The 13,164-nt window shown below is 52.9% G+C and carries 16 protein-coding genes; 8 read left to right on the top strand and 8 right to left on the bottom strand.

Annotation, left to right across the window (positions count from 1 at the left end):
- Positions 1 to 2 precede the first annotated feature (2 nt).
- Positions 3 to 665 carry a two-component system response regulator PmrA gene (pmrA, locus tag KGP17_RS02205; protein WP_021179042.1) on the top strand — a complete coding sequence of 221 codons (663 nt, stop codon included), beginning with the start codon at positions 3 to 5 and terminating at the stop codon, positions 663 to 665.
- Positions 662 to 1,726: a two-component system sensor histidine kinase PmrB gene (gene pmrB, locus KGP17_RS02200; protein WP_223498763.1), complete on the top strand. Its 1,065-nt coding sequence runs from the start codon at positions 662 to 664 to the stop codon at positions 1,724 to 1,726. Before pmrA ends, pmrB begins: the two co-directional genes overlap by 4 nt.
- 88 nt (positions 1,727 to 1,814) lie before the next feature.
- Here the strand turns inward: pmrB and cgtA are convergent, their stop codons facing one another.
- The 4 genes from cgtA to rplU form a co-directional block, all read right to left on the bottom strand.
- Complete coding sequence (gene cgtA / locus KGP17_RS02195) at positions 1,815 to 2,987, bottom strand: Obg family GTPase CgtA (protein WP_021179040.1); 1,173 nt, start codon at positions 2,985 to 2,987, stop codon at positions 1,815 to 1,817.
- 16 nt (positions 2,988 to 3,003) lie between these two features.
- Complete coding sequence (locus KGP17_RS02190) at positions 3,004 to 3,975, bottom strand: DMT family transporter (protein ID WP_021807524.1); 972 nt, start codon at positions 3,973 to 3,975, stop codon at positions 3,004 to 3,006.
- 107 nt (positions 3,976 to 4,082) lie between these two features.
- A complete protein-coding gene (gene rpmA / locus KGP17_RS02185; RefSeq protein ID WP_004933559.1) occupies positions 4,083 to 4,340 on the bottom strand; it encodes a 50S ribosomal protein L27 in 258 nt (85 codons plus the stop codon).
- Positions 4,341 to 4,357: 17 nt separating this feature from the next.
- On the bottom strand, positions 4,358 to 4,669 hold the full coding sequence (gene rplU / locus KGP17_RS02180) for a 50S ribosomal protein L21 (RefSeq protein ID WP_004955927.1): 312 nt from the start codon (positions 4,667 to 4,669) through the stop codon (positions 4,358 to 4,360).
- Between the two features lie 269 nt (positions 4,670 to 4,938).
- Here rplU and ispB point away from each other — a divergent pair, with 269 nt between their 5' ends.
- A complete protein-coding gene (ispB, locus tag KGP17_RS02175; protein ID WP_021807527.1) occupies positions 4,939 to 5,910 on the top strand; it encodes an octaprenyl diphosphate synthase in 972 nt (323 codons plus the stop codon).
- A gap of 44 nt (positions 5,911 to 5,954) precedes the next feature.
- On the opposite strand, the gene KGP17_RS02170 is transcribed toward ispB, so the two are convergent.
- Complete coding sequence (locus tag KGP17_RS02170) at positions 5,955 to 6,329, bottom strand: DNA-binding protein (RefSeq protein ID WP_094981886.1); 375 nt, start codon at positions 6,327 to 6,329, stop codon at positions 5,955 to 5,957.
- Between the two features lie 242 nt (positions 6,330 to 6,571).
- The gene (locus KGP17_RS02165) at positions 6,572 to 6,928 is read right to left on the bottom strand and encodes a DNA-binding protein (RefSeq protein WP_039995487.1); all 357 of its coding nucleotides are present in this window, start codon (positions 6,926 to 6,928) and stop codon (positions 6,572 to 6,574) included.
- A 181-nt stretch (positions 6,929 to 7,109) separates the two neighbouring features.
- On the opposite strand from KGP17_RS02165, the gene KGP17_RS02160 reads away from it, so the two are divergent.
- Positions 7,110 to 7,370: a helix-turn-helix transcriptional regulator gene (locus tag KGP17_RS02160; RefSeq protein WP_071783710.1), complete on the top strand. Its 261-nt coding sequence runs from the start codon at positions 7,110 to 7,112 to the stop codon at positions 7,368 to 7,370.
- A 62-nt stretch (positions 7,371 to 7,432) separates the two neighbouring features.
- Here KGP17_RS02160 and mdh read toward each other — a convergent pair whose 3' ends face one another.
- Entirely contained in the window at positions 7,433 to 8,371 is a 939-nt protein-coding gene (gene mdh / locus KGP17_RS02155; RefSeq protein WP_021179035.1) for a malate dehydrogenase, read from the bottom strand.
- A gap of 465 nt (positions 8,372 to 8,836) precedes the next feature.
- On the opposite strand from mdh, the gene argR reads away from it, so the two are divergent.
- The 3 genes from argR (at position 8,837) to yhcN (KGP17_RS02140) (ending at position 10,371) form a co-directional block, all read left to right on the top strand.
- Entirely contained in the window at positions 8,837 to 9,307 is a 471-nt protein-coding gene (gene argR, locus KGP17_RS02150; RefSeq protein ID WP_021179033.1) for a transcriptional regulator ArgR, read from the top strand.
- 403 nt (positions 9,308 to 9,710) lie between these two features.
- Positions 9,711 to 9,974, top strand: a complete 264-nt coding sequence (gene yhcN, locus KGP17_RS02145) for a peroxide/acid stress response protein YhcN (RefSeq protein ID WP_021807531.1) — start codon at positions 9,711 to 9,713, stop codon at positions 9,972 to 9,974.
- 133 nt (positions 9,975 to 10,107) lie between these two features.
- A complete protein-coding gene (gene yhcN, locus KGP17_RS02140; RefSeq protein WP_021179031.1) occupies positions 10,108 to 10,371 on the top strand; it encodes a peroxide/acid stress response protein YhcN in 264 nt (87 codons plus the stop codon).
- A gap of 212 nt (positions 10,372 to 10,583) precedes the next feature.
- On the opposite strand, the gene mpl is transcribed toward yhcN (KGP17_RS02140), so the two are convergent.
- Positions 10,584 to 11,963, bottom strand: coding sequence for a UDP-N-acetylmuramate:L-alanyl-gamma-D-glutamyl-meso-diaminopimelate ligase (gene mpl / locus KGP17_RS02135; RefSeq protein ID WP_024483358.1), 1,380 nt, complete (start codon positions 11,961 to 11,963; stop codon positions 10,584 to 10,586).
- A 170-nt stretch (positions 11,964 to 12,133) separates the two neighbouring features.
- Here mpl and fbp point away from each other — a divergent pair, with 170 nt between their 5' ends.
- Positions 12,134 to 13,138: a class 1 fructose-bisphosphatase gene (gene fbp, locus KGP17_RS02130; RefSeq protein WP_029711176.1), complete on the top strand. Its 1,005-nt coding sequence runs from the start codon at positions 12,134 to 12,136 to the stop codon at positions 13,136 to 13,138.
- Positions 13,139 to 13,164 lie beyond the last annotated feature (26 nt).

Raw genomic sequence — 13,164 nt, 5'->3', positions numbered from 1 at the left:
GCATGAAGCTACTGATTGTTGAGGATGATGAGTTATTGCAGCAAGGCGTGGCGTTGGCAATGTCCAACGAAGGCTACGCCTGCGATTGTGCGGCCAGTGCTGCGCAGGCCAATAGCCTGATCGTCACCAGCCAGTACAGTATGGTGATCCTCGACCTCGGCCTGCCAGATATCGACGGTGCCACCCTGCTGCGGCAGTGGCGGCGTCAGCACATCAGCATCCCGGTGTTGATCCTCACCGCACGCGACGCGTTGCAAGACCGTGTCGATGGCCTGGACGCCGGTGCCGATGACTATCTGGTCAAACCCTTTGCGCTAATTGAGCTGCAAGCCCGGGTCCGGGCGTTGATCCGCCGCTATCAGGGCCACAGCGATAACCTGCTGCAACAGGACGATCTGACACTCAACCTGTCCAGCCAGCAGGTGTATCTGCAACAGCAGGCGATAGACGTCACGCCGAAAGAGTTTGCCATTCTGTCGCGTCTGATGATGCGGGCCGGGCAAACCGTCAACCGTGAGCTGTTGCAACAGGATCTCTATACCTGGAACGACGATCTGGGCTCGAATACCCTCGAAGTCCATATGCACAACTTGCGCCGTAAACTGGGCAAAGATCGTATCCGTACCGTTCGTGGCATCGGTTACCGACTGGAGCCAGCATCTTGATCAGCATGCGCCGTCGTTTGCTGCTGATGTTGGCCCTGATCCTGCTGGTCACCCAGCTCATCAGCGCGTTTTGGTTATGGCACGAAAGCCAGGAGCAAATCAGTTTCCTGGTAGATGAAACCCTGTCGGCCAAAGTCCGCAACGAACGGGTCGATACCGAGATTGCCGAAGCGATCGCTTCCCTGCTAGCCCCTTCGCTGATCATGATGGTGGTGACCCTGCTGGCCTCCTTCTGGGCCATCAGCTGGATTATCCGGCCGCTGAATCAACTGCAGGAAAAGCTGGAGAAACGTTCGGCAGATAATCTTACGCCGTTGCCGATAACCAGCGACAGTCTGGAGATGGTGGCGGTCACCAAGGCATTGAATCAGCTATTTTCGCGCCTTGATCATACCATCCAGCAAGAGCGGCTGTTCACTGCCGATGCTGCCCACGAATTACGCACGCCGCTGGCGGGGATCCGGCTGCATCTGGAACTGATGGAGCAACAGGGGGTTGCGGGCAGTAAACAGTTGATCGCCCGCATTGACCAACTGATGCACGTGGTTGAGCAATTGCTGATGCTATCGCGCGCCGGGCAGGATTTCGCCAGCGGCCATTACCAGCAGTTTGACTGGGTGGCCAACGTTATCAAGCCGCTGCAGGGTGAGCTGGAGGAGCTTGCCGCTCTACGCGGGCAAAATATTGTCTGGCGACTGCCAGCCAGTGCCCCGACCCATGGCGATCCGGTGCTGCTACGCCTGATGCTGCGTAATCTGGTTGAAAATGCGCACCGCTATGGCCCCGAGAAGAGTGTCATTCGTGTTCAGCTCACCCCCGAGAATAATGGGCAACGTTTACAGGTGCTCGACGAGGGACCGGGTATCAAGCAAGAAATGGCGGGAGAGTTGACTCAGGCCTTCCGCCGGATGGATCAGCGTTATGGCGGCAGCGGGCTAGGATTGAATATCGTGATCCGTATCGTACAACTGCACCGCGGCTGTCTACGTCTGGAAAACCGCACCGATGCCAGCGGCCTGGATGCACAGTGCTGGTTACCCGATAATATTTTGAATCACTAGCGTCGCATCATCGATTGAGGTTTCAGCAACCGCAACAAACAACAAGGGCCCGGTTCATCGAACCGAGCCCTTACTTTATTACGCAGAATTACTTCTGGTAGACGATTTCGACGCCTTCGTCGTCATCTTCATCCCAATCATCATCCCAATCGTCATCCGCTTCAGCTTCCACTTCAGCGATTTGCTCACGGTGGTAATCATCCCACATGAACTCGACTTTTTCTGGCGCGCTTTCTTCGATCGCCATGGCTTTAGGTTGCGTATTGATGAAATTCATCACGTCCCAGCACAGCGCGTTAACGCCTTCGCGGTTCGCAGCGGAGATCATGTAGTACTTACCTTCCCAACCCATGCCTTCTACGATCGCCTTGGCGCGCTCGGCGGCCTCTTCCTCGTCCAGCAGGTCAACTTTGTTGAACACCAGCCAGCGTGGCTTGTGCGACAGATTCTCGCTGTACTGGTTGAGCTCGTTGATGATGACCTTGGCATTCTCTACCGGATCGGACTCGTCGATCGGCGCAATGTCCACCAGGTGCAACAACACGCGGCAACGCTCCAGGTGTTTCAGGAAACGGATCCCCAGGCCAGCACCTTCATGTGCGCCTTCGATCAGGCCAGGAATGTCCGCCACCACGAAGCTTTGTTCATGGTCCATACGTACCACGCCCAGGCTCGGCACCAGCGTGGTGAACGGATAGTCCGCCACTTTTGGCTTGGCAGCAGAAACCGCGCGAATGAAGGTCGACTTACCGGCGTTCGGCAGGCCCAACATGCCCACATCCGCCAGCAGCAGCAGCTCCAACAGGATATCGCGCATCTCGCCTTTGGTACCCAGCGTTTTTTGGCGCGGGGCACGGTTTACCGAGGATTTGAAACGGGTGTTGCCCAGGCCGTGCCAACCGCCCTTAGCCACCATCAGACGTTGCTGATGACGGGTCATATCACCGAGGATCTCACCGGTGCCCTGATCCTGCACACGGGTACCGACCGGTACCTTGATTTCAACATCTTTACCGCGTTTACCGGTACAGTCACGGCTCTGACCATTCTGGCCACGTTCGGCCCGGAAAGATTTTTCAAAGCGGTAATCGATCAGGGTATTCAGGTTTTCGTCTGCCACCAGGTAAACGTCACCGCCGTCACCGCCGTCACCGCCATCTGGCCCACCGTTCGGGATGTATTTTTCGCGGCGGAAGCTGACGCAACCATTACCGCCATCACCTGCCACGACCAGGATCGCTGCTTCATCTACAAACTTCATTTACCGTCTCCGTAACTCATTCACCGGGCCGCTTCAAAGAAGCAACCAGGTTGGTTTCTGCCCGTCGCGGCCACCAACGGTGACCAATTGCGGAAAACATGGCGCCTGCAACCACCACAAAAGCACCTACATAGCCAACGACATTCAATGCCGGGGCGGTAAATACCTGTGGCCAGGCCAGCGCCAATAAATCTGAAAACAGCAGGGTAAACAGGGGAGTCAGCGTGATTAACGCACTCACCTGGGCCGCCTGCCAGCGCGCCATCGCTTCCGCCAGCGCACCATAACCAATCAGCGTGTTAGCACCACAGAACAGCAGACAGGCCAATTGCCAGCCGCTGAGCTGGAAAATCACCGCTGGCTTCGCAAGCGGGAATAACGCGATCGCACATAAAGTGTACAACAAGACCAGGATCTGCGGTGAGGCCAATCGACGCAGTAATACTTTCTGCGCCACGCCATAGGTCACCCAAACCATGGCTGCACACACGCCCAACAACACACCGAGCGTGTAGTCTGTGAACTGAGTGAAGATCTCGATCAGGCTGACGTTGAAAAACAGCATCAGCCCGCAGATCAGCATCAGAGCGCCAATCACCTGAGTGATACGCATCCTTTCTTTCAGGATCAATACGCTGGCGAACATCATGCCCACCGGCGAGAGTTGGCCGATAACCTGCGAGGCCGTCGGACTCAAATATTGCAGCGAAGAGCTGAAGAAGACAAAGTTGCCCAACAACCCGGCAGTGGCGATCGCCAGCAACAGCAACCAGCGGGGTTGACGGAACATTTTCACCGGAGGTAAACGCCCGCGCACTGCCAGGATCATCCCCAGGCCGATGGCGGCAATCGTAAAGCGATACCAGACGATGGTAAACGGCTCCATCACTTCCAGCACTTCTTTCATTGCGATAGGCAGTGCGCCCCAGCAAACCGCTGTGGTGACCGCCAGAAAAATACCAACGCCAGCCTGCTGTTTTTTTTCCATCTTCTCACTGTCTGTGCGTTGTGCCGCCAGGCACAAGCAATCTATAAATGTAAAAAGCCCCGCAACGAATTGCGGGGCTTAACATCTATTTCGTAAGGCTCGAAAAATTATTCAGCTTCGATGCTGATAAATTTACGATTGCTCGGGCCTTTAACTTCGAATTTGACTTTACCGTCTTTCAAAGCAAACAGAGTGTGGTCTTTGCCGCAACCCACGTTGGTACCAGCGTGGAATTTGGTGCCGCGCTGACGAACGATGATGCTGCCTGCCAGTACTGCTTCGCCGCCAAAGCGTTTTACGCCCAGACGTTTAGCTTCTGAATCGCGACCGTTACGAGTCGAGCCGCCAGCCTTTTTGTGTGCCATTAATCCGCTCTCCTAACTTAAGCGCTGATGCCGGTGATTTTAACATCAGTGAACCACTGACGGTGACCTTGCTGCTTACGATAGTGCTTACGACGACGAAACTTAACAATCTTGATCTTTTCGCCACGACCGTGAGCAACCACTTCAGCTTTGATCTTACCGCCATCGACGAAAGGAACGCCGATTTTGATATCTTCGCCATTAGCGATCATCAGAATCTGGTCAAACTCAACCGCTTCACCAGTTGCGATGTCCAGCTTTTCCAAGCGAACGGTCTGACCTTCGCTTACTCGGTGTTGTTTACCACCACTTTGGAAAACCGCGTACATATAAAACTCCGCTTTCCGCGTGCCCAACTGTTCAGTACAGAGCGCGCTATAAATATTCACAATAGGGCGCGAATTCTACGCAATAATCCCGCATATGACAAGAGCAGATTAGGGCCAGAAGGTGAAAAAAGAAGAAAAAAAACACAGTTTCTCTCACAACGTTTATCTGGGCCGATTTTCAAGTACAATCAACAGGACAGTTACCGCCATGTACCGATGTGAGCAGCGTTCTCATCGCGGTCAACAGAAACACAGCTGAAAAAAATACAATGAACCTAGAACAAATTACTGAGTTAACCGCGCAAGATATGGCGGCCGTGAACGCAACAATTCTCGAACAGTTGAATTCCGATGTCACGCTCATCAATCAACTTGGCTATTACATTATCAGCGGTGGCGGTAAGCGCATTCGCCCGATGATCGCCGTTCTGGCGGCACGGGCCTTGCACTATCAAGGCGATAAACACATTGCCGTCGCTGCTCTGATAGAGTTCATCCATACCGCTACCCTGTTGCATGATGACGTGGTGGATGAGTCCGACATGCGCCGTGGCAAGGCGACCGCCAACGCGGCGTTTGGCAATGCCGCCAGCGTGTTGGTGGGTGATTTCATTTATACGCGTGCTTTCCAGATGATGACCAGCCTGGAATCGCTGCGCGTGCTGGCAGTGATGTCCGAAGCGGTCAACGTAATCGCCGAAGGTGAAGTGCTGCAGTTGATGAACGTCAACGATCCGAATATCAGTGAAGAAAACTATATGCGGGTCATCTACAGCAAAACCGCTCGTCTGTTTGAAGCGGCAGCCCAATCATCAGCCATCCTCTCCGAGGCTAACCCGGCCGAAGAGCAGGCGCTGCAAGACTATGGCCGCTATCTTGGCACCGCATTCCAACTGATCGACGATCTGCTGGACTACAGTGCAGACGGCGTGACCCTGGGTAAAAATACCGGCGATGACTTGAACGAGGGCAAGCCGACGCTGCCGTTGTTGCATGCGATGCATAATGGCAATGCCGAGCAGTCTGCGATGATCCGTGGCGCGATTGAACAGGGGAATGGCCGCCATCTGCTGGAGCCGGTTCTGGCTACCATGCAGGAGTGTGGTTCACTCACCTATACACGTCAGCGCGCAGAAGAAGAAGCGGACAAGGCGATCGCCGCATTGCAGATTTTGCCCGACTCGCCTTATCGAACCGCACTGGAAGGATTAGCGCATCTGGCGGTTCAACGAGACTTTTAAGAAATTTAAGTTTCTTAATATTCAAATAGGCCTGCAATGCGGGCCTATTTATTTGCCTTGCTAATGAGATCCAGTAGCCCCGCAGCCCCATTCTCCGCCAGAAAACTCACTAAAACCGCGTATTCGTCAGGTTTCATACCTGCCAGATAGCTCTGCAAACGCACCCAAGGATCGCCATCACGTAAGACGGTATAAGCCGCCGATTCCTCTGCGGCAAGGGGATACCGCTGGGGATACAACTCGTTTTGAGTCGAGAGGGGCAGGCTGCTGATATGATACTCCTTAGTCACCCCCTGCTTGCCAAAACGCCGCTGCCATAGCCAATTTTGCTCACGTGCTCGCTTATTGATCCCTTGCGGGGAGCTGCCCAATTCACCCTTCTCTTTCAGTTCGTTGGCGGTAAACCACTCCTGGTCCATTCCCCCTCCTTGATCACGGCGTTACCCCTAACTGACTTATCAGACCTTCCAGTTGCATGAACCACTAATGCCAATAAGTTAGTTATAACATTAACCAGGCCATTGCCAATAACCAAAAAATTGGCGAAATACTCAAGAAATACTTACTAAACAAGGAGAGGGAAACACAGAGGCGACGCAGAAAGGAGCCTGGTGGGAGCAGCATGCGGCCCCCTTACTAAGTGCACATCGGCCGAGGAGATTTACTGTTTGTTCTTTTCAGCAATCCAGGCCAGCAGGCTATCCATACCTTCACGCATCAAAAACGCCATCACTTGGCCACGCTCACTGTCTGAAAGCTGGTAATAGTATTCGACCCACACCGCCAGCGGGTCCTGACGCCCGGCCTCATAGATCGCAGGCTCTTCGCGCAATACCAGCAGGTTTTTGACGCCGGTAGGCAAGCTGTCGATATGGTATTCCAGCGCCTTGCCTTGTACGCCTTTGCGGCGACGGCTGAGCCAATTTTCGCGCCGGGCCATTAGGTTGATTCCCTGTGTAGAGGACGGTAATCCTGCGATGCCTATCAGCTCCTTGGCAGCAAACCACTCGTTTTTCATAGCCATGATCTCGGGACAATAGTGTGGCAAGACAAATTTTTCAGAAACCATAAGGTATTTTTGGGAAACTTGGTGGTATTCTAGTTTCTGAATAAACGCTTCACGTTGTTCAAACGATTAATACTGACCTGTTAGTTATACCACTAACAGAACTTTCTCTAATCAAAAAAGGAATGAAAATATGAATTCACGGGACCCAGATTGGCATCCAGCAGACGTCATCGCGGCTTTGAAGAAGAGAGGTACCACTCTGGCAGCGGTTTCTCGGGGGGCAGGGCTAAGTTCATCGACGTTGGCCAACGCGTTGTCACGTCCTTGGCCCAAGGGAGAGTGGTTGATTGCTGATGCACTGAACGTACATCCGGCAGAGATCTGGCCGAGCAGGTATTTTGATCCGCTTACCCATCATCTGCGAGATCGGAAAAGTCGAATCAAATCATGATAAACATAAGAAAGCCGCCGGATTCGGCCCGGCGGCTTATCAAAACATCACATTCTGAGGGATCAGTTGTTGATAAACTTCTCACCCAGTTCGATATCTTTGTGCAGCACGTCCAGCATTTCGCTCAGCGCTTTTTGCTCGAAGGCACTCAGGGTACCGATATCTTTACGCTCTTCGATACCGTTTTTACCCAGTAGCAGCGGCTGTGCAAAGAAGCGGGCATATTTGCCATCCCCTTCAACATAAGCGCATTCCACTACACCTTTCTCACCGCTCAGCGCACGCACCAGAGACAGACCAAAACGTGCAGCAGCCTGGCCCATAGACAGGGTTGCAGAACCGCCACCGGCTTTGGCTTCAACCACTTCGGTACCCGCATTCTGGATACGTTTGGTCAAATCAGCCACTTCCTGATCGCTAAAGCTTACGCCAGGGATCTGCGACAGCAGAGGCAGGATGGTCACGCCTGAGTGGCCGCCAATCACCGGTACGTTCAGTTCTTCCGGTTGTTTGCCTTTCAGTTCCGCGACGAAGGTGTTGGAACGGATGATATCCAGCGATGTGATGCCAAACAGTTTGTTTTTGTCGTAAACACCCGCTTTCTTCAACACTTCTGCCGCAATGGCTACCGTGGTATTCACCGGGTTGGTGATGATACCGATGCAGGCTTTCGGGCAGGTTTTGGCCACTTGCTCAATCAGGTTGCGTACGATGCCAGCGTTTACGTTGAACAGATCGGAACGATCCATCCCTGGTTTACGCGCAACGCCAGCAGAAATCAGCACCACGTCCGCACCGTGCAGCGCAGGGGTTGCATCTTCGCCACTGAAGCCTTTGATTTTAACTGCGGTTGGGATGTGGCTTAAGTCAACGGCAACGCCTGGGGTAACAGGGGCAATGTCGTAGAGGGAGAGTTCAGAACCTGAAGGAAGCTGGGTCTTGAGTAGAAGGGCGAGGGCCTGGCCGATACCGCCAGCAGCACCGAGAACTGCAACTTTCATCCTATACTCCTTTATTGTCTTAAATATAAAAGCGCCGTGAATTCTTTGGTCACGGACCTTAATTTATCACGCCTTTAAAAACAACCTCTTAACAGTCGGTTTTAGATCTGGCGCAATAAAATGGCCGATGTTGCGAGCATTTTAAAGTAAATAGCTTATGCATTAAGGGCATAGCGCACACTAATCGAAAATAGTGCCAAGCTTTTCACGATCGCGTTAACCGGCGGTTACATTACACCCTTACGTAACATCAGAACAACATCATTTTAATAACATTTTCGTTACCGGAGAGCTGACTCGCTTCCCGCACCGAAAGGGCATATTCATGAGCATCGGATTTTGTTAAAATCGCGCTCTTGCCTTTCTGTCTGGGCATTTTTGATTTTCCAGACGGCCCCCATATTGCATAAAAATGCATTTATATGCATAATAATCAGCTCTATTACCAACATTCCACGGTGCAAAATGCGTAATCCCGCAAAGCAGGAAGATCTGATCAAGGCGTTTAAGGCGTTATTGAAAGAAGAAAAATTCAGTTCTCAAGGCGAGATCGTTTTGGCGCTGCAAGAAGAAGGCTTCGAGAACATTAACCAGTCCAAGGTATCACGCATGCTGACCAAGTTCGGGGCGGTACGCACGCGTAATGCAAAAATGGAGATGGTGTACTGCCTCCCGGCTGAACTCGGTGTCCCTACCACCACCAGCCCGCTCAAGAATCTGGTGCTGGACGTGGACCATAACGATGCGGTGGTGGTGATCCATACCAGCCCAGGTGCGGCGCAGCTGATTGCCCGCCTGTTGGACTCACTGGGCAAATCCGAAGGGATCCTGGGCACCATTGCCGGTGACGATACTATTTTTGTCACTCCGGCCAGCTCCTTTACCGCACGTCAACTGTTTGAAGCCATTCTCTCCTTGTTCGAACAGGAACTTTGATGCATTCAGCACAGCCTGCGGCTTTCCGTCGCGGGCGGTGCACCCTTTATTAACCCCTCGTTTACTTCTCCAGCGCTGCCTACCACGTTTAAAACTGCCAATAAGCCGACCTGCAGCACATTTCAATGACATTTCTTGGTGACTAGTGATAGTGACTGGAAGCTTCCGCACTTTTAGTCAAAAGCACTTAGCTCATTGAAATTACATAAATTTAACATCAGAAGTGCATTTTATCGCCGTTTTTTATTCCATTAGGTTATTAAAAGTAACGGCCACCCCAATAAAGTTTCACTAGAAACTGTTAGCCAGCTATTAATTTTTGCCGTTACTAGATGTATACTCATTTTCGTGACGTAAATCACAGTTCATTGGAACTGATAAAAGAATACGAAGAGGATAAATCATGAAAATTAAAACTACTGTAGCGACAATTAGCCTGCTGTCCATGCTGTCTTTCGGTGCATTCGCAGCACAATCCATTGATGCTTCGCAGGCTGAAAAGCTGCAGTCTGCCGGTACCATCACCGTGAGCGGCGTCGGTGCAGCACCTTCTGATATCCGTCAGGCACTGTCTGCCAAAGCCGATGCTCAAGGCGCGACCGCTTACCGCGTGATCGAAGCTCGTAATGAAGGCAACTACCACGCTACCGCCGAGATTTACAAATAAGTACAAGATGTTATCTGAGCATTGCACGACAACTCTCTGGTAAAAAACCAAGTAGATAACCGCCTTCAAGTATAAAAAACGCTGTAAAGCCCTTCCAGGCCGTTATCTCTGAACGATTAAGGATCCAAGTACTATGAACATGAAAACTACTCTCGTTGCACTTAGCCTGCTGTCTGCCGTTTCTTTCGGTGCTTCTGCGGCTAACCTGGTCACTGATGCCCAAGCCAGCAATCTGCAGTCTGTCGGCACCATCACCGCTAGCGGCGTGGGTGGCGCACCTTCTGATATCCGTCAGGCGCTGTCTGATAAAGCGGACCAGCAAGGGGCCAAAGCCTACCGTGTGATCGAAGCCTATGAAAATGGCAACTGGCACGCAACGGCTGAAATCTACAAGTAAAAATCCAAGGTCGCGCTTACTGAACTGACTACCCTCGTCACTGCCACTGCCGAGTTCTCAGGTAAACGCCAGTATCTTGGAAATTATCGTCGTCCTATCCGACGAACCCCATTGCCCTCGCTCGCGAGGGCTTTTTTATGGGGGCAAAAAAGGCCGCATCAGCGGCCTCATAGTGGTAGGGTCGCCGCATGCGGCGCCCGTTTAACTAAACGTCAGTAGGTTTCTTTCGGTTCGGCCTTGTTAGCCAGCCCTGCCAGCAGTTTGTCATGAATGCCGCCAAACCCGCCGTTGCTCATCACCAGAATATGGTCACCCGGCTGCGCGGTTTTCACAATCATCTCCACCAACGTATCCAGATCGGCACTCCAGTGCGCGGGCTGAACGCAAGCTTCGGCAACTTCCGCTACCTGCCACGGGATGTGGTGAGGCTGGAACAGGAACACTTCGTCGGCACGGCCCAGTGAGGGGGCCAGATCGTTTTTGCTGATCCCCATTTTCATGGTGTTTGAGCGCGGCTCCAGCACGGCCAGGATGCGTGCGGTGCCGCCCACTTTGCCACGCAGCGCCGCCAAGGTAGCCAGAATGGCGGTGGGATGATGGGCAAAGTCGTCATACACCGTGACACCATTGGCTTCACCACGCAATTCCAGACGGCGGCGGGCATTGATAAAGTCTCCCAGCGCACGGCAGGCATCGGCTGGCTGTACGCCAACATGGCGGGTAGCGGCGATCGCCATCAGGCCGTTATGCATGTTGTGTTCGCCCACCAGTGCCCAGTTAACCTCGCCCACCTTCTCGCCGTTGAGGAACACTTCGTAATGGCTGGCATCCGTCGTCAGTTTGTGTGCACGCCACGCGCCCCCTTCCCCGACCCATTCCTGTTCGCTCCAGCATCCCATTGCCATCACCTGTTTCAGATGGGTGTCGTTTTCCGGCAGGATAATCTTGCCTTGGCCCGGCACCAGGCGCACCAGGTGGTGGAACTGTTTCTGGATGGCTTTCAGATCGTCAAAAATATCGGCGTGATCGAACTCGAGGTTGTTCATGATCAACGTGCGCGGGCAGTAATGAACGAACTTGGAGCGTTTGTCGAAGAAGGCACAGTCATACTCATCGGCTTCTATGACAAAGAACGGGCTGCCGCCAAGACGGGCCGAGACATCAAAATTGCCCGGTACGCCGCCGATCACAAAGCCCGGCTGATAGCCGCAGGCTTCCAGGATCCAGGTCGCCATCCCGGCGGTGGTGGTTTTACCGTGTGTTCCCGCTACCGCCAGTACCCAGCGATCGCGCAGGACATAATCATGCAGCCACTGAGGGCCAGACATGTAAGGAATGCTCTGTTCCAGCACCGCTTCTACGCAAGGATTACCACGGCTCATGGCATTGCCGATAATTACCAGATCAGGAGCCGGATCCAACTGGGCAGGATCGTAACCCTGGATCAGATCGATCCCCTGCTTTTCCAGTAAGGTACTCATCGGAGGATAGACGTTGGCATCTGAACCGGTCACCTCATGCCCCAGTGAACGAGCCAACATGGCTAGCCCACCCATAAAGGTGCCGCAGATCCCAAGAATATGTATGCGCATTAGGTTTCTCATGTTAGTGCATCGATTTACTGCCTATTCTAGCGCTCAGAATCGCTCAGAAGAAATGGATTTGCCTATGAATCGCAAGTTGCTTTGGGCTACACTGCTGACGAAAACGTTGGCGGTATGTTAACAAGCCGCTATCCATCCGTAGATTCAGGGATTGTGTCATGAAAACGTTAGGCGAATTTATCGTCGAGAAACAACACGACTTCTCTCACGCCACCGGTGAGCTGACTTCATTACTTTCTGCCATCAAACTGGGTGCCAAAATCATTCATCGTGATATCAACAAGGCGGGTTTGGTTGATATCTTGGGGACTAACGGCATTTCCAACGTTCAGGGCGAAGTTCAGATGAAGCTGGACCTGTTCGCGAACGAAAAGCTGAAAGCCGCGTTGAAGGCTCGTGGGGAAGTTGCAGGCATCGCGTCGGAAGAAGAAGACGAGATCGTGATTTTCGACGGCGAGCGAGCTGAAAATGGCAAGTATGTGGTGTTGATGGATCCGTTGGACGGCTCGTCCAACATTGATGTGAACGTCTCGGTCGGGACGATCTTCTCTATCTATCGCCGCATCACCCCGATTGGCACGCCAGTCACCGAAGAAGATTTCCTGCAGCCTGGCCATGCCCAGGTAGCGGCCGGTTATGTGGTTTATGGCTCCTCCACCATGCTGGTGTACACCACCGGTTATGGCGTGCATGCCTTTACCTACGATCCGTCTCTGGGGGTGTTCTGCCTCTCCCACGAGAAAGTGCGCTTCCCGGAAAAAGCCAATATGTATTCCATCAACGAAGGTAACTACATCAAGTTCCCGCTCGGGGTGAAGAAATACATCAAATACTGCCAAGAGCAGGATGAAGCCACCCAGCGCCCTTATACCTCACGCTATATCGGTTCACTGGTTGCCGACTTCCACCGTAACCTGCTCAAGGGCGGCATCTATATCTACCCAAGCACCGCCAGCCACCCACAGGGCAAGCTGCGTCTGCTGTATGAATGCAACCCGATGGCGTTCCTGGCTGAACAGGCCGGTGGGAAAGCCAGCGATGGTAAAAACCGTATTCTGGATATCGTGCCGCAACAACTGCACCAGCGTGCGCCATTCTTCGTCGGCACCAAATCGATGGTAGAAGACGCCGAACGCTTTATTGCTGATTTCCCGGACCAGTAACGAGTTAAAAGGGGCGGCATGCCGCC

Source organism: Serratia sp. JSRIV001, from assembly GCF_019968745.1.
GTDB classification, from domain to species: Bacteria; Pseudomonadota; Gammaproteobacteria; order Enterobacterales; family Enterobacteriaceae; genus Chania; species Chania fonticola_B.
This window is presented reverse-complemented; position numbering and strand designations above follow the sequence as displayed.

Coding starts and splice junctions, on each gene's coding strand:
- rpmA (WP_004933559.1), bottom strand. CDS start 4,340: ATGGCACACAAAAAGGCTGGCGGCTCGACTCGTAACGGTCGCGATTCA.
- KGP17_RS02165 (WP_039995487.1), bottom strand. CDS start 6,928: ATGAAAAACGAGTGGTTTGCTGCCAAGGAGCTGATAGGCATCGCAGGA.
- fbp (WP_029711176.1), top strand. CDS start 12,134: ATGAAAACGTTAGGCGAATTTATCGTCGAGAAACAACACGACTTCTCT.
- KGP17_RS02160 (WP_071783710.1), top strand. CDS start 7,110: ATGAATTCACGGGACCCAGATTGGCATCCAGCAGACGTCATCGCGGCT.
- argR (WP_021179033.1), top strand. CDS start 8,837: ATGCGTAATCCCGCAAAGCAGGAAGATCTGATCAAGGCGTTTAAGGCG.
- yhcN (WP_021179031.1), top strand. CDS start 10,108: ATGAACATGAAAACTACTCTCGTTGCACTTAGCCTGCTGTCTGCCGTT.
- ispB (WP_021807527.1), top strand. CDS start 4,939: ATGAACCTAGAACAAATTACTGAGTTAACCGCGCAAGATATGGCGGCC.
- mpl (WP_024483358.1), bottom strand. CDS start 11,963: ATGCGCATACATATTCTTGGGATCTGCGGCACCTTTATGGGTGGGCTA.
- yhcN (WP_021807531.1), top strand. CDS start 9,711: ATGAAAATTAAAACTACTGTAGCGACAATTAGCCTGCTGTCCATGCTG.
- KGP17_RS02170 (WP_094981886.1), bottom strand. CDS start 6,329: ATGGACCAGGAGTGGTTTACCGCCAACGAACTGAAAGAGAAGGGTGAA.
- pmrA (WP_021179042.1), top strand. CDS start 3: ATGAAGCTACTGATTGTTGAGGATGATGAGTTATTGCAGCAAGGCGTG.
- rplU (WP_004955927.1), bottom strand. CDS start 4,669: ATGTACGCGGTTTTCCAAAGTGGTGGTAAACAACACCGAGTAAGCGAA.
- cgtA (WP_021179040.1), bottom strand. CDS start 2,987: ATGAAGTTTGTAGATGAAGCAGCGATCCTGGTCGTGGCAGGTGATGGC.
- mdh (WP_021179035.1), bottom strand. CDS start 8,371: ATGAAAGTTGCAGTTCTCGGTGCTGCTGGCGGTATCGGCCAGGCCCTC.
- KGP17_RS02190 (WP_021807524.1), bottom strand. CDS start 3,975: ATGGAAAAAAAACAGCAGGCTGGCGTTGGTATTTTTCTGGCGGTCACC.